Source organism: Francisella-like endosymbiont (genome assembly GCF_003069505.1).
GTDB lineage: Bacteria > Pseudomonadota > Gammaproteobacteria > Francisellales > Francisellaceae > Francisella.
On sequence record NZ_QAPC01000003.1, the window covers coordinates 142,969 to 164,950 of the forward strand.

Below are 21,982 nucleotides of genomic sequence, written 5' to 3' on the forward strand. Positions count from 1 at the left end.
GCTATTAACCTAAATTTGGAGAAAAAATGGCTAAGAAGAAAATAGAAACTATTATTAAGTTGCAAGTTGCAGCAGGAAAGGCTAACCCAAGTCCACCAATTGGACCAACGTTGGGTCAGCACGGTGTGAATATTATGGGATTCTGTAAGGAGTTTAATGCTAAGACACAAGGTATGGAGCCAGGTATGCCGATACCGGTAGAAATATCTGTATATAGTGATCGTAGTTTTATATTTGAAATGAAGACATCACCTGCTTCTTACTTAATTAAGAAAGCAATTAATGTAAAATCAGGTTCATCAAAACCTTCTAAAGAGTTGGTTGGTACTATAACTCGTGCGCAATTAGAAGAGATTGCAAAAGTTAAAGATCCTGATCTAACAGCTGCTGATTTAGATGCTGCTGTAAGAATTATTGCTGGTTCTGCTCGTAGTATGGGCGTAAAAGTAGAAGGGGTTTAATGATGGCTAAAGTTTCAAAAAGAATGAAAGAAATCTCAGCAAAAATTAATGCTGAGAAAAAGTATCCAGTATCAGAAGCTTTTTATCTTTTAAGAGAAGTTTCTTCTGTTAAGTTTGTTGAGTCTATAGATGTATCTGTAGCTCTTGGTGTAGATCCACGTAAATCTGATCAGGTTGTAAGAGGAGCTTCAGTTCTTCCTAATGGAACTGGTAAAACTGTTAGAGTAGCAGTTTTTGCAAAAGGTCCTGCAGCTGATGCAGCAAAAGTGGCGGGTGCTGATGTTGTTGGTATGGAAGATTTAGCTGATGAAATTAAAAAGGGTAATATGAATTTTGATGTTGTAATTGCTTCTCCAGATTCTATGAGAGTGGTTGGACAACTAGGCCAAATTCTTGGTCCTAAAGGCCTTATGCCAAATCCTAAGGTTGGTACTGTAACTATGGATGTTGCTAAGGCTGTAACTGATGCTAAAGCAGGCCAGGTTAGATATAGAGTTGATAAGGCTGGTATAATTCATACTACAATCGGAAAAGTTAACTTTACTAGTGATGCACTTAAGCAAAACTTAGAGCAGTTATTAACTGATCTAAAAAAAGCTAAGCCAGCAGTATCTAAAGGTGTTTATCTGAAAAAAGTTTCTGTATCTAGTACAATGGGTCCGGGAATAAATGTTGACTTTTTAGATTTGAACATATAAAATGCTGCTTTACAATTTCTTTGGGTTGTATGTAAATGCAACGATCAAAGACCGTAGGAGCTAAGCTTGCTTGGCTTAATAATTATCCTACGCAGACGATGTTGGCAACCTTTTTTGGTCTAAATATCGTGTTAATTAAATAAAGTGTGGACAATATAAATAAGGAGTCGATATGGCACTTAGAATAGAGGATAAAAAAGCAATTGTTGCTGAAGTTGCTGAACAAGTGTCCTCAGCATTGTCTGCAGCAGTAGCAGACTACCGTGGTTTGACTGTTAATGAAATGACTTCATTAAGAAAGCAAGCTCGTGAGTCTGGAGTTTATTTAAGAGTTGTGCGTAACAACTTAGCACGTTTAGCAATTAAAGGAACTGAATTGGAGTGTCTTGCTGATGCTCTTAAAGGTCCTCTTGTTCTTGCTCTTTCTATGTATGAGCCAGGTGCAGCAGCTAAGCTATTTAAAAACTTCCAAAAAGATCATAATGCTTTTGAAGTTAAGAATTTAGTCATGTCTGGTGAACTGTTTGGTCCTGAAAAGTTAGATGACTTTGCTAAGCTTCCTACTAGGGAAGAGGCACTTGCTACATTACTTAATGTTATGCAAGCACCAGTTACTAAGTTTGTTCGTACTCTTAATGAGATTCCATCTCAGGCGGTACGAGTATTTGCTGCTGTTGGAGATAGTAAATAATTACACTGGCTTATTAGAAAGCTGAAAGAATTAATTGTTAAATAAATAGGAGTTATAAAATGGCTATAACAAAAGAAGATATCTTAAATGCTGTTGCTGAAATGAGCGTTATGGATGTATGTGAATTAGTTAAAATGATAGAAGATAAGTTTGGTGTTTCTGCTGCAGCTGCTGTTGCTGTTGCTGATGGTCCAGTTGCTGATCCAGCTGAAGTTGCTGAAGAAAAAACTGAATTTGACGTTGTTTTAGTTGACGGTGGTTCAAACAAAATTGCTGCTATTAAAGCAGTAAGAAGCGTAACAGGTCTAGGCCTTAAAGAAGCTAAAGATGCTGTAGAAGGTACTCCTTTCACAGTTAAAGAAGCTGCTTCTAAAGAAGAAGCGGAAGCTCTTAAAAAGCAACTTGAAGAAGCTGGCGCTAAAGTTGAGCTTAAATAATAAAATTCTAAACTATAGCTTTTAGAAATTTATGACTAGTGGTCAGTTTTGGCCCCTAGTCTTTCTAGTATTGAAAGATACATAGATATTGGTGCAAATATAGTCATATTTGCTTTTTATTTTGTGTAAACAAAATCTTAGGGATGTTTTTGATGTCTTACTCATACGCTGAGAAAAAAAGAATTCGTAAAGAGTTTGGGGTTCTTCCTCATATCTTAGATGTACCATATTTACTTTTTATTCAAACAGAGTCATACAAAAAATTCTTGACTGCAGACGTAGCAAAGGGAAGAATTCACTCTGGACTTGAACTAGTTTTAAAACAGTCTTTCCCTGTTGAGAGTAAAAATGGTCAATATGAACTTCACTATGTTGATTATCAAATTGGTGAGCCTACTTTCGATGAAATTGAATGTCAGGTTCGTGGTGCTACCTATGATGCACAATTAAATGTGAAGTTAAGATTGGTTGTATATAATAAGGATGCTCTTCCAAATGAGAAAATTGTCGAAGATATTAGAGAAGAGTATGTATACATGGGCGATATTCCGCTGATGACAACTAATGGTACTTTTATCATTAATGGAACAGAAAGGGTGGTAGTTTCTCAGTTGCATAGATCACCAGGAATGTTCTTTAGTAAGGATGACTCTGAGGAAGGAGCATTTTCAGCACGTATTATTCCATATAGAGGTTCGTGGCTTGATTTTGAATTTGACTCAAAAGGTATTATATGTGCTAGGATTGACAGAAAAAGAAAATTCTGCGCTACTGTTATTTTAAAAGCTCTTGGTTATACTCAAGAGCAAATATTAGAGAACTTCTCCGATAGTAAGACAATTACCTTTAACAATAAAGGTTTTGCTCTTAAACTTGATAACCTTTTAAATATGAAGGGTGAGCTACTTAAATTTGACATCGTTGATGCTCAAGACAATGTTATTGTTAAAAAGAATAAGAAATTAACTTCAAGAGATGTTAAGAAAATCAAAGATACTGGTGTTGACTCTGTTGCAATTGATTTTGATCTAGTAAGCACACTTAGAGTGGCAAAAGATATCATTAATGAAGCTACTAGTGAAGTTATAGCTTATGCAAATGATGATGTCACAGAAAGTTTATTAGAAACATGCGTAGAGATTGGTATGATTGAACTTGAGGTTATTGATTTTATAACCACAGAAAGAGGCAGATATATATCTGATACTCTAAAATATGATCTTACAAGAAATACTGATGAGGCTCTTGTTGAAATATATAAAGTCTTACGACCAGGTGATCCTCCTGCAGCAGCTTCAGTTAAAGCTTTATTTAAAGGTTTATTCTTTATCGAAAGTAGATATAGCCTTTCTGATATTGGTAGAATGAAATTAAATGCCAGATTAGGTTCAGATAAAGTATCTAAGGATATCTATACTTTAGAAAATAGTGATATTATTGGCGTAATTGAAGAGCTTATAAATATCCGTGATGGTAAAGGTAAAGTTGATGATATCGATCACTTAGGCAATAGACGTGTACGTTCTGTTGGTGAGATGGTTGAGAACCAGTTTAGAATAGGACTTTATCGTGTTGAAAAGGGTATTCGTGAAAGTATGTCTTTAGTGCATAAAGATAAGCTTATGCCAAAAGATATCGTTAACTCTAAGCCAATTACAGCAGCAATTAAAGAATTCTTTACTTCTGGTGCTTTATCGCAATTCATGGATCAAGATAACCCATTATCAGAAGTAACACATAAAAGAAGAATATCTGCATTAGGTCCAGGTGGTTTATCACGTGATAGAGCAGGTTTTGAGGTACGTGACGTTCACGCAACACATTATGGTAGGTTATGTCCAATTGAGACTCCAGAAGGCCCAAATATTGGTTTAATTAACTCGTTAGCAAGTTATGCTCGTGTTAATGATTATGGTTTCTTAGAAGCGCCATATCGGAAAGTTATTAACGGTAGAGTTACAAATGAAATTGAGTACTTATCTGCTATAGATGAAGATAATTATGTAATTGCACAAGCATCTACCAAGCTTGATGAAAATAACCACTTCGTTGAAGACCTTATTCAATGTCGTTCTGGTGGTGAGGCGATATTTACTGAGTCAAGTAGAGTTCAGTATATGGATGTTTCTGCAAAGCAGATGGTTTCAGCGGCTGTAGCGCTTATTCCTTTCCTTGAGCATGATGATGCTAACAGGGTATTGATGGGTGCAAACATGCAACGTCAAGCAGTACCAACTCTTAAATCTGAGAAGCCTTTAATAGGTACTGGTATGGAGAAAATTGTTGCTAGAGACTCTGGTAACTGTATTATCGCAAGAAATGCTGGTGAAGTGGCTGAGGTTGATTCTAATAGAATCGTTATTAAGGTAGATACTGAAAAATCACAAACTAGTAGTTTAGTCGACATTTATAGTCTAACTAAATTTAAACGCTCAAATAAAAATACTTGTATTAACCAGCGTCCAATAGTAAATGTTGGTGATAAAGTAGAAGCTGGTGATATTTTAGCTGATGGCTTTGCAACTGATTTTGGTGAGTTGTCTTTAGGACATAACTTGATGGTTGCTTTCATGCCATGGAATGGTTATAACTTTGAGGATTCAATCTTACTATCTGAAAGAATAGTAAAAGATGATAAGTATACTAGTATCCATATTGAAGAGTTCACATGTGTGGCTCGTGATACTAAGCTTGGTCCTGAAGAGATAACTGCAGATATTCCAAATGTTAGCGAATCTAGTTTGGCAAAACTTGACGAATCAGGTATTGTCTATATTGGAGCTAATGTCGAAGCTGGTGATATTTTAGTGGCAAAAATTACACCAAAAGCAGAACAGCAATTAACTCCTGAAGAGAGACTACTTAGAGCAATCTTTAATGAAAAAGCATCAAATGTTACTGATAGTTCATTAAGAATGCCAAGTGGTACTTCTGGTACGGTGATTAATGTTCAAGTATTTGAGAATGACAAAGGTGGCAAGAGTAAGCGAGCTCTTAAGATTGAAAAAGAACTAATCGATAAAGCTCGTAAGGACTTTGATGAGGAGTTTATAGTAATTGAATCTGTAGTTAAATCATCAATTGAGCAAGATGTTGTTGGTGCAAGAATCCAAAAAGCAAAAGGTCTTAAAAAAGGTGCTATTCTTACTAAAGAGTTCTTAGAGAAGTTACCATTTGCTAAGTGGTTAGAAATCTCTTTTGAAGATGAGAAGCTTGAAGAGAAAGTTCAAAATGCTAGAGAATATTATGAAGAAGCTAGAATTGCTATAGATGCTAGATTTGAAGCTAAGAAAAAATCTATTACTCAAAGTAATGAATTATCTCCAGGTGTGCTTAAGACTGTTAAAGTTTTTGTTGCGATTAAAAAGCGTATCCAACCTGGTGATAAGATGGCTGGTCGTCACGGTAACAAAGGCGTGGTTTCGCGTGTACTACCTGTTGAAGATATGCCGTATATGGAAGATGGTACTCCTGTCGATGTTTGTCTAAATCCTTTAGGTATTCCATCGCGTATGAATATTGGACAGATTTTAGAGGCACACTTAGGTTTAGCTTCTTACGGATTGGGTAAAAAGATCGAAAAAGCTCTTGATAAAACTAGAAAAGCAGCTGAGCTAAGAAAGACTTTAGAAGAAGTATATAATAGTGTTGGTGATAAGAAAGTTAATCTTGAGGCTTTAAATTATGAAGAGATACTAACTCTTTGTGAAAACCTAAAAAGTGGTGTACCTATTGCTACGCCAGTATTTGATGGGGCTAAAGAAGAAGACATCAAATCTCTACTGAAAATAGGTGGTTTTGCAACTAATGGCCAGATGAAGCTTTTTGATGGTCGTACTGGTAAGCTTTTTGATAGACATGTAACAGTTGGTTATATGTATATGCTAAAACTAGATCACTTAGTAGATGATAAGATGCATGCTAGGTCGACTGGTTCATATAGTTTAGTTACACAGCAACCATTAGGTGGTAAGGCACAGTTTGGTGGACAAAGATTTGGTGAGATGGAAGTTTGGGCATTACAAGCGTATGGTGCTGCTTATACATTAAGAGAGATGTTAACAGTTAAGTCAGATGACATAGCAGGTAGATCTAAAATGTATAAGAATATAGTTGATGGTAAATTAACTATGAATGTTGATGTTCCAGAATCATTCAATGTTTTAAGGAATGAAGTTAGAGCATTGGGTATAGATATGGATTTTGACTATTCATCTGAGGAAGAATAAGCATCTTAATTAAAGCTACTTATTTTTTTGTTATTAAAATAAAAGTATAGGAGAATTACCTGTGAGTAACGGTATCCTACATCAAAATTACAATAGTAAAAAGTTTGATATTATTAAAATATCTCTAGCATCTCCTGAGGTTATTCGTTCGTGGTCTCATGGTGAAGTTAAAAAACCAGAAACTATAAACTATAGAACATTTAAGCCTGAGAGAGATGGATTATTCTGTGCTAAGATATTTGGACCGATAAAAGACTATGAGTGCTTATGTGGTAAATACAAGAGACTTAAGCACCGTGGCGTAGTATGTGAGCGCTGTGGTGTTGAAGTGGAGCAAGCTAAAGTAAGAAGGGAAAGAATGGGACATATTGATTTAGTATGTCCTGTTGTGCATATTTGGTATCTAAAGTCTTTACCTTCTAGAATAGGTTTATTCTTAGATATGCCATTAAAGAACGTTGAAAAGGTTTTATACTTTGAGTCGTATATAGTGACTGACTCTGGTTTAACTCCATTAGAAAAAAAACAACTTCTTACAGATGAAGAGTATACTGAAGCATTAGAAAACTATGGCTATGAGTTTGAAGCATCGATGGGCGCCGAAGCTATAAGAGATTTATTAGCGAATACTGATATTGAGTCAGAGATTGAATTACTTCAAGCTGAGTATGAAGAGAGTAAATCTACAGCTAAGAAAGAAAAGGCTATCAAGAGATTAAGACTTCTTGAGACTTTCCAAGCTTCTGGTAATAAACCTGAGTGGATGGTTATGACTGTATTACCTGTACTACCACCAGATTTAAGACCATTGGTGCCGATTGAAGGTGGTAGGTTTGCAACTTCTGATCTTAATGATTTATATCGTCGAGTAATCAATAGAAATAATAGGCTTAAAAAGCTATTGGACCTAAATGCTCCTGATATCATTGTTAGAAATGAAAAGAGAATGTTACAAGAAGCAGTTGATGTTTTATTAGATAATGGTAGACGTGGTAGAGCAGTAACAGGTTCTAACAAGAGACCACTTAAATCATTAGCTGACATGATTAAAGGTAAGCAAGGGCGTTTCCGTCAAAACTTATTAGGTAAGCGTGTTGACTACTCTGGTCGTTCGGTGATTACAGTAGGTCCATCGCTTAGGCTACATGAGTGTGGTTTACCTAAGAAGATGGCACTGGAGTTATTTAAGCCATTTGTATACTCTAAGCTAAGATTAGGTGGTCATGCAACTACTATCAAGCAAGCTAAGAGAATGGTTGAGCTAGAAGGGGCAGTAGTATGGGATATTCTCGAGACTGTAATTAATGAGCACCCAGTGTTATTAAACCGTGCTCCTACATTACATAGACTAGGTATTCAAGCGTTTGAACCCAAGCTTATTGAAGGTAAGGCTATACAGTTACACCCATTAGTTTGTGCGGCATTTAATGCTGACTTTGATGGTGACCAAATGGCTGTACACGTACCGTTAACGGTTGAGTCACAACTAGAAGCTAGAGTATTAATGATGTCAACAAATAACATATTATCGCCTGCATCTGGTCAACCGATTATTACTCCTACTCAGGATATTGTATTAGGTCTATACTATATCACTAGAGAGAAAGAAGGTGCGCGTGGTGAAGGTAAATTATTCTCTAGTTATGAGGATGTAAGTAGAGCCTATAACTCAGGCACTATAGATATCCATGCTAAGATAAAGCTAAGAATATATAGACAAGTATTTGATACTAAAGGTAATACATATAATGAAAGAGGTGTAGTTACTACTACTGTTGGTAGAGCACTTTTACTAAAAATACTACCTGAAGGTCTATCTTTCTCTTTACTAAATAAAGTGTTAATTAAGAAAGAAATTTCTAAAATTATCAACCAAGCATTTAGAGTCTTAGGTGGGAAGGCCACGGTAGTTTTAGCTGATAAATTGATGTATGCAGGTTTTAAATATTCAACATTATCAGGTGTATCTGTTGGTGTTGATGATATGACTATCCCTAATAACAAAGAAGCTAAAATTGAAGAAGCAGAAAAAGAGATTAAACACATTACTGAACAGTATCAATCTTCATTAATTACTGAAAATGAGAGATATAACAATATTATCAATATTTGGAGTAAAACTTCTGATGAGGTTGGAGCTTCGATGATGGATGCGATATCTAAAGCCACTCTTATAGTGAATGGCGAGAAAAAAGAAATTGAGTCATTTAACTCTGTATATATGATGACTAAATCAGGTGCAAGAGGTTCTTATAATCAGATGAGACAGCTTGCGGGTATGCGTGGTCTAATGGCAAAACCAGATGGTACGATGATTGAGACTGCAATTACGGCAAACTTTAGAGAAGGTCTGTCAGTATTGCAGTACTTTACATCTACGCACGGTGCGCGTAAAGGTCTAGCTGATACAGCTCTTAAGACAGCTAACGCAGGTTATCTAACTCGTAGATTAGTTGATGTTGCTCAAGATTTAGTTGTTATTGAAGAAGATTGTTGTACTGATGATGGTCTAATGTTCTCAGCTATTGTTGAGGATGGTGAAGTTAAAGTTCCTCTAGCAGAGCGAACTTTAGGAAGAACTTTAGCGGCAGATGTTGTTACTGAAAAAAGTGTTGTGTTACTCGAAGCAGGTACTCTATTAGATGAAAATCTTGTTAAGTTGCTTGATGATAATGGCATTGATATGATCAAGATCAGATCTCCAATAACTTGTAAAACGCGTAGAGGATTATGTGCTAAGTGTTATGGTCGTGATCTAGCTCGTGAGAGACAAGTTAATGTTGGTGAATCTGTTGGTGTGATTGCAGCACAATCAATTGGTGAACCAGGAACACAGTTAACAATGAGAACATTCCATACAGGTGGTGCTGCTTCTTTAGGTATTACAGTTTCTGACATTAAAGTTAAGACTGCTGGTAAGATTAAGTTTAAGAATATTAGAACTGTAACCAATAAAGAAGGTCAAGAAATTGTTATATCACGTGCAGGTGAGATTATCGTTTCTGATACTATGGGTAGAGTAAGGGAACAGCATAAGATCCCTATGGGCGCAACTGTTCCTTTAGCGAGTGGTAAAGCTGTTGAAATTGGTGATGTGATTGCTACATGGGATCCGCATGCTCAGCCATTAATCACTGATGTGGCTGGTAAAGTTGTTCTTGAAGATGTCATAGATGGTATAACATCTAAGCATACTTATGATGATCTAACTGGCCAGCAAACTATTGAAATAACTTCTATATCACAAAGAACAACATCTAAGAACTTAAAGCCAGTAGTTAAAGTTGTTGATGAAAAAGGTAATGAGCTTAAATCAATACCTTTAGCAGTTGGTGTGGTGTTAAACGTTGCTGATGACTCTAATCTCGCAGTTGGTGATGTCGTGGCTAAGATCCCTCTAGAAGGTTCTAAGAATAAAGATATTACTGGGGGCCTTCCACGTGTTGCTGAGCTTTTCGAGGCTAGACGCCCTAAGGATGCTGCTATACTTTCTCCATGTGATGGTGTGGTTAGGCTTGGAAATAGAGACACTAAAGAGAAACAGAGAATTGAGATTATAGATAAGAATGGCCATATTGTTGAAGAAATATTACTGCCTAAATCTCGTCACTTAGTAGTCTTTGATGGTGAACAAGTTTCTATGGGTGATGTTTTAGCTGATGGACCTACTGACCCACATAATCTTCTTAAGTACAGAGGGCTTGAGGAATTTGCTGATTATATCCTTATTGAAGCACAGTCTGTATATCGTATGCAGGGTGTTGTGATCAATGATAAACATATTGAGACAATTGTAAGACAAATGTTGAGAAAAGCTGTAATTCTTAATGAGGATGATAGTAAATTTGTCAAAGAAGAGAATGTTGAACTAGTAAGAATTCTTGAAGAGAATGATAAACTGCGTAAGCAAGGTAAAAAAGTAGTCGAGTATGAGCTTGTACTAATGGGTATTACACGCTCTTCTTTATCTACTGAGTCATTCTTGTCAGCTGCTTCTTTCCAAGAAACAACAAGAGTACTTACTGAGGCTTCGATAAATTCGCAGGTTGATAATTTAAGAGGACTTAAAGAAAACGTTCTTATCGGTAGATTAATACCAACAGGTACTGGTCTAGCAGTAAGAAAAGAGTCAGCTAAAATTGAAAAAATGCGTGAAGAGTTAGGAGTTGAGGATAATATGATGTTTACTGATTTATTATCTTTTAATCCTGAAGAAATTTCTTTTGAGAGTACTCAATCTGGAAAAGAAGATAAGGATATTAATGAAGATATTGAAGAGTCATTAAGAAATGCTCTTGAGTCTTTAGACTTCTAATCTTTGATTATTTTTCAATTTTTCAATTCAAATAAAATTTTATTATTCAAATATTTTCAATTATAATAGTGCCTATATGATATATTATAAGAATGTAGCTAATGTTTAGTGCGATTAAAAAATTATTTTGGCAGTTATTATTTGGTATAGCAATCATATTAATTGTATTATTATCTATATTAAATACGGATACTGTTAGCTTTGATTATATTTTTGGTAATACCACTTTACCATTAATGCTCTTGTTATCAATCTCATTTATTATTGGCTTGGTTGTTGGCTCTTTCATAACTAAGTTTATTCAGATTACTAAAACTAATGGTGGTGTGGGGACTGCTAAGAAATAATGCTAGTACTTGGTATTGAAAGCTCCTGTGATGAAACAGGTTTAGCGATATATGATTATTCGACAAAAAAGTTGATAGTGGATGCTTTATATAGTCAAGTCAAGTTACATAAGAACTACGGTGGTGTTGTTCCTGAGCTTGCCTCACGTGAGCATATTGCTAAGCTTAATGCTTTAGCTAAAAAGATGTTCAAAGAAACAAATTTTAGCTTTGAAGATATTAGTTGTATAGCATATACTGCGATGCCTGGTTTAGTTGGAGCTTTGATGGTAGGTGCTACATTTGCTAAAACATTAGGTTTAATCCAAGGTATTGATACAATTGCGGTACATCATCTAGAGGGTCATCTACTATCACCATTATTAGATCAAAATAGTGATATAGAATATCCTTTTGTAGCTTTAATAGTTTCTGGAAGTCATACACAGCTAGTTGAAGTAAAAGATTTTGGTAAATATAGTTTATTAGGTGAATCAATTGATGATGCTGCAGGTGAAGCATTTGATAAAACAGCTAAGCTTTTAGGTATAGGTTACCCTGGTGGAGTTGAGGTGGCAAATTTAGCTGACCAAGCTATTGATAAGGGTAAGTATAGATTACCAAGGCCAATGAAAAATAAGCCTAATCTAGATTTTAGTTTTAGTGGTTTAAAGACTGCAGTTCTAAATACATGGTATGATGAGCAAGATCAGTCATTAGAGAATAAGGCTAACCTATGCTATGCTTTCCAAGATGCTGCTATAGATGTATTAGTCTTTAAATGTGCTAAAGCGCTACAAAAAACCAAAAATACAAGATTGGTTATTTCAGGTGGAGTCAGTGCAAATAAACTATTGCGGCAACGACTAGATCTATTAGCTAGAAATAAAGGCTATCAAATATTTTTTCCGCCAATGAAATATTGCACAGATAATGGTGCAATGATCGCTCTGGTAGGAGCATATAGATATGTAAATGGTTTTAAGGACACTAATTTAGAGATTAATGTCAAAGCAAGGTCGTCAATCCAGCCTTTGTATTAAAGTACTATCAAAAAAATCCTCGTTGTGCTATCATTAAAGTTGTAGTAAATTTTCCACATCCACACCAGAGTGGATCAATTCAAAAAGGGTTACAAAGGTTCCAAATGAATAATAATCAAATAATACACCAAACCATAGAAAAAAAAGGTAGTATAGTCTGGAAAAGTGTTTTCGGGCTATTAATCCTTCCGCTATTTACTTTGATAGCAGTACCTTGGTATGTTATGACTTATGGTTTTACGACTTCTGACTATGTTTGCTTAGTCGTTTTTTATGCACTGACAGGTATTGGTATCACAATGGGATATCATAGATTATGGTCACATAAGACTTATAAGGCTAATAAGATTGTCAGCTATATACTTTTAGTTTTTGGTACTGCATCACTACAAAATAGTGTAATTCAGTGGGCTTCAGATCACAGAAAACATCATAAAGATGTTGATGATCTTGACAAAGATCCATATGCTGCTACACGTGGCTTCTGGTTTTCTCATTTTGGTTGGCTACTAAGACATAGTAGCCCTGATGTTCAAGAAATCAGAGGTGTAAATGATCTTCTAAAAGATAAAGCACTAGTATTCCAGCATAATTATTATACTGTTTTAGCGATTTTATTGTGTTTTGGTTTACCTGCACTAGTAGGATTTATATTTAGTTTTTTAAGTGGTCATACGCTTACAGCTGCTTGGCACAGTGCCCTAGGTTTCTTGCTTCTAGGTGGTTTTCTTAGAGTTATATTAGTCCATCATGCGACTTTTTGTATCAATTCTCTAGCACATACTATCGGTAAAAGACCTTACTCTACAAAAAATACAGCTAGAGATAGTTGGATTACAGCTATCGTAACAGGTGGTGAAGGTTACCATAATTACCATCATGCCTTTGCTGGTGATTATAGAAATGGTATTAGATGGTTTGATTTAGATCCATCTAAGTGGTTTATTGCTGGTTTGGCTAAGATAGGCTGGTGTTATGATCTTAAGACAACACCTAAGCATTTAATTGAAATTGCTAAAGCAAAAGTTAAGTTAGAAGAAGCATTAACTAAGAAAAATAAGACTTTTCATTTTGGTATTGAAGAGAAGTATACTAAGCTTGTTACAAATGTTAAAAATATGTACAACACTAAGCAAGAATATTTGAAAGCTAAGAAAGATAATGTATTGTCTAAAGCTGATATTAAAGAGATTAAATCAAAATATAAAGATTTAAAAATTGAGTTTATCCAGGCTAAGAAAAAATACAATAAATCTAGTACTATTGCATAAATATCATTCTCATACGTTTTTCAAACGTATCAAATTAATCACTATAAAAAATTACTTTTTATTCTTAGAGATTCTAAGCTAATAAGTTATAAAGGTAGTTGCTAAGCTTATTGGATTACTCAATGCTCTTGCAATATTAAATAAATAATCTTGTAAGGGTATGGTTTAATTATGTTTGTTTAATTAATTCAATCAAAAAAGTAGATGGAGTACTTTACATAGTTCAACCATTCGAATACTCCTAAATTAATAAGTTTTGCAGTAAATGTGTAGTTGTTAGTAAGAACAAATAAAATGATGAATTATCTAAAAGTGGCTAAAATAGTTAATAGTGTTAAAGACTTAGAGCACAATACGCTTATATTTTAGCTGCTAATTTAAGAATGTCAGCCTTATCGATTTTTTCCCAACTAAACTCTGGTAATTCGCGCCCAAAGTGACCATAGTTAGAAGTCTTGCGATAAATTGGTCTTGATAAATCGAGATTTTCGATAATTTTACCGACTCTAAGATCAAAAACCTTAGCCACGAGATTTTCTATTTGAGTATCAGTAATTTTACCAGTACCAAAAGTATTAACCATTAGAGAAACTGGTTTTGCTATACCAATCGCATATGCTACTTGTACTTCACACTTGTCAGCTAGACCAGCTGCTACGATGTTTTTAGCCATATATCTACCCATATAAGCGCCTGAACGATCAACTTTCGAAGGATCTTTACCAGAGAAAGCACCACCACCATGATGAGCAGCACCACCATAAGTATCGACAATAATTTTTCTCCCTGTAAGACCGCAATCACCCTGTGGCCCACCAATTAGAAATACACCAGTTGGATTGACATGATATTTAGTATCTTTAGTAATTAGCTCAGCTGGGATAACTTCCTTAATGATTTCCTCAATCACAGCATCATGTAGTTCTTTTTGAGAGATTGACTCATCATGTTGAGTTGATAATACTATCGTATCAATAAATTTAGGTTTATCATCCTCATATGCTAGAGTTACTTGAGCTTTTGCATCAGGGCGTAACCATGCTAATTTAGCAGTTTTTCTAAGTTCCGCTTGTTTTCTCATCAATAAGTGAGAATAGTAAATGGCTGATGGCATTAATGTTGGTGTTTCATTTGTAGCAAAGCCAAACATCAAACCTTGGTCACCAGCACCAAGATCTTCTAGGGAACCACGATCTACGCCTTGAGCAATATCTCTAGACTGCTTACCAATAGCATTAATTACAGAGCAAGTTCTACCATCGATACCTTTGCTGGCATTATTATATCCTATTTCTGTAATAACATTTCTTACTAGTTCTTCAATATCTACCCAAGCAGATGTTGTAATTTCGCCAGCAACTAACACCATACCAGTTTTTACTAAAGTTTCACATGCTACACGAGCATTTTTATCTTGTTTTAGAATCTCATCTAAAATTGCATCTGATATTTGATCAGCTAGTTTATCTGGATGTCCTTCTGATACAGACTCAGAAGTAAATAAATAATTTTTTGACATTTTGTGCTCCTTTTAGTTTAGCTGAAAGGCTTCTAGAAAATTTTTTAGGCAAAAATTTGGTAAAAACGCTTTAGCTTATTTATTTAATGTCGCAAGCAAGTTGTTTGTTAAATACAGCGACTTGCTCTATTATATAGTTTATGTTTATATCAAGTCAACTATTGACATTTTAGCTAAGAGACTTTAAAGTATTGCTAGTAAATTTTTGCAGAATTTTTTACTAAGTTGATGGCTGCTAAGCTTAGCTAGTGAGATATTAGTAATTAAAAAATTAAAATACAAAATCGGAGAATAATAAATGGTAGTAATTCGTATGGCTCGTGGTGGAGCTAAAAAGCGTCCTTTCTATAGAATCGTAGTTGCTGATAAAAGAAGTCCAAGAGATGGTAGATTTATCGAGAAATTAGGTTTCTTTAATCCTTTAGCTAAAGGTGGTGAAGAGAGGTTAAAACTTGATGTTGCTAAAGCTGAAGCTTGGCTAGCAAAAGGCGCGAAACCTTCTGATAGAGTAGCTAGCCTAATCAAAGAAGTTAAAAAAACTGCTTAATACAATATTACTCCTTAATAAAATTTTATCTCCTATGTCACAGAATTTTGTGGAAATAGCCAAAATTGGTGCTACTTATAAGCTTGATGGTGAGCTTAATTTATATCCTTTGGCAAATTCAATAGAAACACTTCTAAACTATGGCGATTGGTATATTCAATTACCTGCAACTAGTGTTTGGCAACATCTCAAAGGCGAAAGTGTGCTAAAAAGGGCTGATAAAATTTATATTAAACTTGCCAACATCAATGATGCTGAGACTGCTAAGAGGTGTGTAAACTCACTGATTGGTGTGCCACAGCAAGCGTTACCAAAACTAGCTGAAGATGAAGCATATTTTAAAGATCTAATTGGTTGTAGTGTCAAAAATACTAACAATGATTCATTTGGTGTTGTAGTAGATATTATCGAAACTGGCGCTAATGAAGTTTTGGTGTGTAAGGAAGATGGTAGTGAATATCTGATTCCTTATGTTAAGCAATATATTGTTAGTGAAAATCTTAATTTAAAGAAGATAGTAGTTGATTGGGAATATGATTACTAGTTTCAAAATTGCCAAAAATATTTGCGTAGTGACAAGTATGTTATGCTGCATTAGGCTATAAAATATTATATTCTGATAGATCAATTATCTGCTTTCATATAAGAAAAATTCATTTAAAAAAATCTTAACAAAAGGGAGTAATGTAGTGGTCGAGCCTTTATTAGAAACAAACATTTGTATTTATGCTTTCTAAAAACTACAATTAGTTGAGTTAATTTTGTTGAGTTTAATGTAATTAAAATGAAATTCGGAATAATATCAATATTTCCAGAAATGTTTAGGGCAATAAATGATTTTGGGATTACAGCTAGAGCTTTAAGAGACTCTAAAGTATCGATTAGCTGCTTTAATCCGCGTAACTATACTACAGATAGGTATGCAACAGTAGATGATACTAGTTTTGGTGGTGGTGCTGGGATGGTAATGAAGTATGAGCCTTTGTCAGCCGCGATCGAAGATGCAAAAAATACTTTAGGTTGTAGTGCAAAAGTAGTATACTTATCACCTCAGGGTGGTGTATTTAATCATAAAAAGGCCCTTGAGCTTTTGAAATATGATTCATTAATACTGCTTTGTGGAAGGTATGAAGGAGTTGATGAGCGCCTAATACAAGATTATGTTGATGAAGAAATTTCTGTAGGCGATTTTGTATTAAGTGGTGGTGAGCTACCTGCTATGCTAGTTATGGATGGCCTAATTAGGCTATTACCAGAAATGTTGGGCAATAAAGAATCTGTTATAGGAGATTCCTTTTATGATGGTCTTTTGGACTATCCACACTATACAAAGCCAGCTGTTTTGCCAAATGGTAAAACGGTACCTGATGTTTTGTTATCTGGTAATCATAAAGAAATAGCTAAATGGAGGCGTAAGCAAAAGTTAATAAGAACTTATGAGCGTCGTAAAGATTTAATAGAGTGCCTATGCCTATCTGCAGAAGATAAGCAAATTATAAATGATTATAAAATAGATAAGGTAAGCACAAAAGGAGAAAAATAATGAAAAATAAATTTGTTGAGTTAGTAGAAAAGTCACAATTAAGAACTGATCTTCCAGAATTTAATCCAGGTGATTCTATCACTGTTAATTTATGGATTAAAGAAGGTGATAAGCAAAGAATTCAGGCTTTCAAAGGTTTCGTTCTTAAAAAAAGAAATAGAGGTCTTCACTCTGCTTTCACAGTAAGAAAGATATCTTCAGGCATGGGTGTTGAAAGAACTTTTCAAACACATTCACCATTAATAGATAGTATCATCGTAGAGAAGAGAGCAGATGTGCGTAGAGCTAAGCTTTACTACATGAGAGGCCTTACTGGTAAAGCTGCTAGAATTAAAGAAAAAGTATAATTCTAGGATTGTTAAAAAGTGGCTTCAGCTGTTGATGCTTTTCTTGATAATCTTTGGCTTGAGCATGGCTTAAGCCAAAATACTATCTCATCTTATCGTACTGATCTTAAATTTTTACAAAATTATTTTGCAAAAATTGATTTGATTAGTTTAGATTTTGAGCAGCTATATGCTTTTATTTCATATCGTTCAAAAAATAGTTATAGTAGTCGTTCTAATGCTCGAATGATATCGACATTACGTAAATTCTATGCTTGGCTTGTCTCAACTGGTCAAACTGGTAACAACCCTACAGCTAAGTTGACATTACCAAAATTATCTAAGAAATTGCCTAAAGATATGACAGAAACTGATGTTGAGAGATTGCTTCAAGTCCCTGATATGACAAAGGATGTTGGTATTCGCGATAAAGCAATGCTTGAGCTGATGTACACTACCGGTTTGCGTGTAAGCGAATTAGTGTGGTTGAATATAGATGATATAGATATTAATATTGGTGTAATTCAAGTAATGGGTAAGGGATCAAAAGAGCGCATAGTACCAATAGGTGAGTATGCACTGGAGTATTTGCAAAAATATTTAAATGAAGCTCGCTTAAGTTTATCTAAAAATTTCAAAGAGAAAGCGGTTTTTATCAGTAAACATGCAAAAAGGATAACGCGACAGTCATTTTGGCACCGTATCAAAAATTATGCGTTTATTGCAGATATAAGTACTGATATTTCACCTCATACCCTAAGACACGCATTTGCTACCCATTTGCTAAATCATGGTGCTGATTTGAGATCGGTACAGTTATTACTTGGTCATAGTAATGTTTCAACAACAACTATTTATACACATATATCTCAAAATCGTCTACAAGAGATTTATCAAAAGCATCACCCAAGAGGCTGACTTTGCTACAAGTATTTTACTTTTTTAAGCTTAATGCCTATATAAACTAGCAGTGATTAATAAATCTAGCTAATGCAACAATACGAAATAGTTGCTATAATTGGCGCAAATTTTTTTATTAAAAATAATGGAGTGGTAATGAATATCCTTAGTGTTGATTATTATGCAGATGATGCAGCTGAATTGTTTACTAGATCTTTAAAAGAAACTGGTTTTGCAGTTCTTAGAACTCATCCTATTGATTGGAACCTAATTCAAACAGTTTATAAAGAGTGGCAAGAGTTCTTCAAATCAGGCGTTGTTGATAAGTATATCTTTAATGTTGAGAATCAAGATGGCTATTTTCCTAAAGATGTCTCAGAAGTTGCTAAGGGCGCAACTGTAAAAGACATTAAACATTTTTATCATTTATATTTTCCAAATAGTAGATATCCAACAGAAGTCAGTAGTGCTGCTAGAGAGATGTTTGAGAAAATGATGAAGCTTGGTGAAACGCTGTTACAGTGGATTGATGATCACATGGATCCTGCAGTAGCAAACAAGTTACGACAAAGACTGAGAGATACAGCATCTTATGAAAATACTTTACTTAGGATATTACACTATCCAGCTATACAAGGAGATGAAGAACCAGGTGCAGTTAGAGCAGCTGCACATGAGGATATTAATCTTATCACACTGTTGCCAATAGCATCTTCACCAGGTTTACAAGTATTATCTCCATTTAACAACCAATGGTATGATGTACCTTGTGATAGTGAGTCTATAATTATTAATATTGGTGATATGCTTCAAGAAATGACAAATGGAGAATACATAGCTACTAAGCATAGAGTTGTTAAGCCTGAAGATGAAAAGGAAAATCTTGATAGAATTTCAACACCATGCTTTATACATCCTAAATCAGATGTTTATCTCTCTGATAAATATCCAAGAGCAGAGATCTTTCTTAATGAAAGACTAAAGGAACTAGGTCTAAAATAAACTATATGACTAAAGAGCAAGTTATTTCTTATTATGAGAGTCAAGTTCATGAAGATGAAGTAAGAAGTATTCTTGAAAAAGCTAAGCAAATAATAGAGGCGCGTGTTCAATTAAAAGATTGTGCTATAATTCTTGATATAGATGAGACAGCTCTAAATAATTATTATCCATTTAAACAAGCTGGTTTTCCACAAGATGAGAATCATAGTATCTGGCATCAATTAACTTCAAGTACAAAAGTGATGCCGATAAAATCAACACTAGATTTCTATCATTATTATCTTGATAGGAGTCTTAAAGTATTTTTTATAAGTGCTCGTTTTGCTGAATATTTGGAATATACAAAACAGGCTTTGCGAAATGCTGGCTATGTAGATTTTGAAGATGTGTTTGTATTTCCAGAGGATATTGAGGAATACAATTCTAAAGATTTTAAGAATTTTAAGGCTGAGAGAAGAGCGTATATAGAGTCACTAGGATATAAAATACTTGTTTCTATAGGTGATCAGTCATCAGATCTAGTAGGTGGTTATACACTAAATACTCTACAATTACCAAACTATTTATATGGTGAAAATTCACGATTTTAGTATACTGATTTTGATTTAAAAATTAAAAAATACCTAAAAATATTAAAATAGCGCAAATTATCATAATCGTTATATTAATATTTTGATCAAGTAGTAACAATGAAAACAATGGTCCCCAAATAGTATATATAATATTTAGAGACATTATTAGCGTGACATTTGAATGCTTAAAGGCTTTCATCTATGATAAATCAGCTATATAGCCAATGATACCTATAATTAAAGTTAGAAGTAAAATGAACATATTAACACTATGAATTATCGCCCAAGTAAAAGGTAGGAAAATTATTATTATTGAGATCTTACATAAAAAAATAAAGTATTTATTGCTACTTAACATTGAGCAGTATTTTATAATAACACTTTCAAGCCACCAAAATATAGCAGCTAAAATTGCAAAACTAAGACCAATAAATATCTTCTTTTTAGAAGGATACTCTAAAGATTAATAACATAGCTATCGCAATACTTAGAGGTATTGGAAATAGTATTCTTATTGGTATTGGCGCACTCAAAAATACCACAAAAGCAAATGGTAATGCTAAACAACCCTAATAAGGCTAGTACTACAATGAAAGAAAACTTCTTAAGAAAGTATATAGGTAATAGCCATGCTAATACATATGTGAAATTAAGAAGGAAATATTAGCAAAGTAAAGTGCTAGTTGTTTTATAATTTGGGAAAAGCTATCACTATGGCAGCTTCCGTAAACATTAGCTAAATAATGAGATTAACCAATAAATATATAGAGGTTAATTTGGATATTAAAAAATAGCCGATAAGTGCAGCTAAAGGGACAAATAAAATTTTTATTAAAATATCTGTAATGTCTTTTAAGTTAGGTCTTATATTGTTAAGTTGGTCTAGAATCAGTAAAAAAATAACTCCCTCAGCAAAAAGTATTATAAATGACTGATATATTCCAATAGATAGAAATAAATAAGTTATAGATACTAGGTAGTTTTTAAGTTTTTCATAGTTATGATTTAAGTATAAGTGAGAAGTAATATATAATACCAATACCAATGCTTAATTAACAAAATTAAACTAAAATATATATAATAGGTGAGATAAGGTAAAAACAACAAGAAGTCAAGGTTTCGACTATAGAGAATTTTTTCTTAGTGAGAATAACAATCCAAGCAATTCCAGATACAAATAGTAATGACATACTTATTATTGTAAAGTAAAATATGGAATAGCAACTTGCTCTAAAACATAAGTTATGATTGCTAAGATAGGCCTGCCTAAAAGAAAGTACTAGATATGTAATGGATATAAATAATTCACTATTACCTAATCCATAGGTCGCAAGTTCCGTATCCATACCAATACTCCAAGATAAAATGAAGTAGGCATAAATAACAATAAACAGAGAAGATAGCACAACGATGCTATAGGTACGTTGATTTAGTAAATTTCGTAAATCTCTTATTAATTCTTTCATTATCGCTAATTTTTGCTAACTAATTATTTAAGCTCATAATAGCCGATCCTCTTCGCAAAATACAACTTTTAGGTATTTTTTTATTATCTTTTATAAATGCAATATAAAACCAAGAGGAATTAGTTTAGAATAAATAACTAGGTAGAAGAAATTTTTTTTGAATAATGATAGATAAAAGTGGGTATCGAGCAAATATAGCGATAGTTTTGCTTAATAAGCAAAATAGAGTGTTTTGGGGGCAGAGAAGAAACCGAACATCCTGGCAGTTTCCTCAAGGTGGTGTAGCTGGTGGAGAAACACCTTTACAGGCAATGTATCGTGAGCTACATGAAGAGATTGGATTGCGTCCTCAAGATGTTGAAGTAATTGCCTCAACACGAGATTGGTATAAATATAATATTCCAGACTCATTAGTTAGAACTAGAGAACCTGTATGTATTGGTCAAAAACAAAAATGGTTTCTATTAAGGTTAAAAAGCCCTGAAAGTAACATTGATTTAGATGTTAATGATTCACCTGAATTTGATAATTGGCGTTGGGTAAGTTATTGGTATCCAATCAATCATGTTGTGTATTTCAAACAGGAAGTTTATCGTAAAGCTTTGACTTATTTTAAAGATTACCTAGAGTAGAGAG

At 34.0% G+C, this 21,982-nt stretch carries 18 protein-coding genes and 1 pseudogene; 17 read left to right on the forward strand and 2 right to left on the reverse strand.

Annotation, left to right across the window (positions count from 1 at the left end):
• The first annotated feature begins 26 nt into the window (after positions 1-26).
• The 9 genes from rplK (at position 27) to C9379_RS06315 (ending at position 13,471) form a co-directional block, all read left to right on the forward strand.
• Positions 27-461: a 50S ribosomal protein L11 gene (gene rplK, locus C9379_RS06275; RefSeq protein ID WP_143385341.1), complete on the forward strand. Its 435-nt coding sequence runs from the start codon at positions 27-29 to the stop codon at positions 459-461.
• 2 nt (positions 462-463) lie between these two features.
• Positions 464-1,159, forward strand: coding sequence for a 50S ribosomal protein L1 (gene rplA / locus C9379_RS06280; RefSeq protein WP_143385399.1), 696 nt, complete (start codon positions 464-466; stop codon positions 1,157-1,159).
• A gap of 172 nt (positions 1,160-1,331) precedes the next feature.
• Entirely contained in the window at positions 1,332-1,850 is a 519-nt protein-coding gene (gene rplJ, locus C9379_RS06285; protein WP_343377559.1) for a 50S ribosomal protein L10, read from the forward strand.
• Between the two features lie 59 nt (positions 1,851-1,909).
• Complete coding sequence (rplL, locus tag C9379_RS06290; protein WP_143385343.1) at positions 1,910-2,287, forward strand: 50S ribosomal protein L7/L12; 378 nt, start codon at positions 1,910-1,912, stop codon at positions 2,285-2,287.
• Between the two features lie 152 nt (positions 2,288-2,439).
• Entirely contained in the window at positions 2,440-6,516 is a 4,077-nt protein-coding gene (gene rpoB, locus C9379_RS06295) for a DNA-directed RNA polymerase subunit beta (protein WP_143385344.1), read from the forward strand.
• Between the two features lie 61 nt (positions 6,517-6,577).
• The gene (rpoC, locus tag C9379_RS06300; RefSeq protein ID WP_143385345.1) at positions 6,578-10,831 is read left to right on the forward strand and encodes a DNA-directed RNA polymerase subunit beta'; all 4,254 of its coding nucleotides are present in this window, start codon (positions 6,578-6,580) and stop codon (positions 10,829-10,831) included.
• 101 nt (positions 10,832-10,932) lie between these two features.
• Positions 10,933-11,178, forward strand: a complete 246-nt coding sequence (locus tag C9379_RS06305; protein WP_143385346.1) for a LapA family protein — start codon at positions 10,933-10,935, stop codon at positions 11,176-11,178.
• The gene (tsaD, locus tag C9379_RS06310; RefSeq protein WP_143385347.1) at positions 11,178-12,200 is read left to right on the forward strand and encodes a tRNA (adenosine(37)-N6)-threonylcarbamoyltransferase complex transferase subunit TsaD; all 1,023 of its coding nucleotides are present in this window, start codon (positions 11,178-11,180) and stop codon (positions 12,198-12,200) included. Before C9379_RS06305 ends, tsaD begins: the two co-directional genes overlap by 1 nt.
• 104 nt (positions 12,201-12,304) lie before the next feature.
• The gene (locus C9379_RS06315) at positions 12,305-13,471 is read left to right on the forward strand and encodes an acyl-CoA desaturase (RefSeq protein ID WP_143385348.1); all 1,167 of its coding nucleotides are present in this window, start codon (positions 12,305-12,307) and stop codon (positions 13,469-13,471) included.
• Positions 13,472-13,829: 358 nt separating this feature from the next.
• Here the strand turns inward: C9379_RS06315 and metK are convergent, their stop codons facing one another.
• A complete protein-coding gene (gene metK / locus C9379_RS06320; protein WP_143385349.1) occupies positions 13,830-14,990 on the reverse strand; it encodes a methionine adenosyltransferase in 1,161 nt (386 codons plus the stop codon).
• 298 nt (positions 14,991-15,288) lie between these two features.
• Here metK and rpsP point away from each other — a divergent pair, with 298 nt between their 5' ends.
• The 7 genes from rpsP to C9379_RS06355 all read left to right on the forward strand — a co-directional run bounded on the left by rpsP (position 15,289) and on the right by C9379_RS06355 (position 19,898).
• The gene (rpsP, locus tag C9379_RS06325; RefSeq protein ID WP_143385350.1) at positions 15,289-15,537 is read left to right on the forward strand and encodes a 30S ribosomal protein S16; all 249 of its coding nucleotides are present in this window, start codon (positions 15,289-15,291) and stop codon (positions 15,535-15,537) included.
• A 34-nt stretch (positions 15,538-15,571) separates the two neighbouring features.
• A complete protein-coding gene (rimM, locus tag C9379_RS06330; protein WP_143385351.1) occupies positions 15,572-16,081 on the forward strand; it encodes a ribosome maturation factor RimM in 510 nt (169 codons plus the stop codon).
• 240 nt (positions 16,082-16,321) lie between these two features.
• The gene (trmD, locus tag C9379_RS06335) at positions 16,322-17,080 is read left to right on the forward strand and encodes a tRNA (guanosine(37)-N1)-methyltransferase TrmD (protein WP_143385353.1); all 759 of its coding nucleotides are present in this window, start codon (positions 16,322-16,324) and stop codon (positions 17,078-17,080) included.
• Positions 17,080-17,427, forward strand: coding sequence for a 50S ribosomal protein L19 (gene rplS, locus C9379_RS06340; RefSeq protein WP_143385354.1), 348 nt, complete (start codon positions 17,080-17,082; stop codon positions 17,425-17,427). Before trmD ends, rplS begins: the two co-directional genes overlap by 1 nt.
• 18 nt (positions 17,428-17,445) lie before the next feature.
• Positions 17,446-18,324, forward strand: coding sequence for a site-specific tyrosine recombinase XerD (gene xerD, locus C9379_RS06345; protein WP_143385355.1), 879 nt, complete (start codon positions 17,446-17,448; stop codon positions 18,322-18,324).
• Between the two features lie 138 nt (positions 18,325-18,462).
• Complete coding sequence (locus C9379_RS06350; RefSeq protein WP_143385400.1) at positions 18,463-19,308, forward strand: 2OG-Fe(II) oxygenase family protein; 846 nt, start codon at positions 18,463-18,465, stop codon at positions 19,306-19,308.
• Positions 19,309-19,313: 5 nt separating this feature from the next.
• A complete protein-coding gene (locus tag C9379_RS06355; RefSeq protein ID WP_143385356.1) occupies positions 19,314-19,898 on the forward strand; it encodes an HAD family acid phosphatase in 585 nt (194 codons plus the stop codon).
• Here C9379_RS06355 and C9379_RS06360 read toward each other — a convergent pair.
• A pseudogene (locus C9379_RS06360) lies at positions 19,895-20,325 on the reverse strand (DMT family transporter); the annotation flags it as partial. The gene C9379_RS06355 and the pseudogene C9379_RS06360 overlap by 4 nt on opposite strands.
• A 1,185-nt stretch (positions 20,326-21,510) precedes the next feature.
• Between C9379_RS06360 and C9379_RS06370 the strand changes: the two are divergent.
• Positions 21,511-21,978, forward strand: coding sequence for an RNA pyrophosphohydrolase (locus C9379_RS06370; protein ID WP_143385358.1), 468 nt, complete (start codon positions 21,511-21,513; stop codon positions 21,976-21,978).
• Positions 21,979-21,982: the final 4 nt, after the last annotated feature.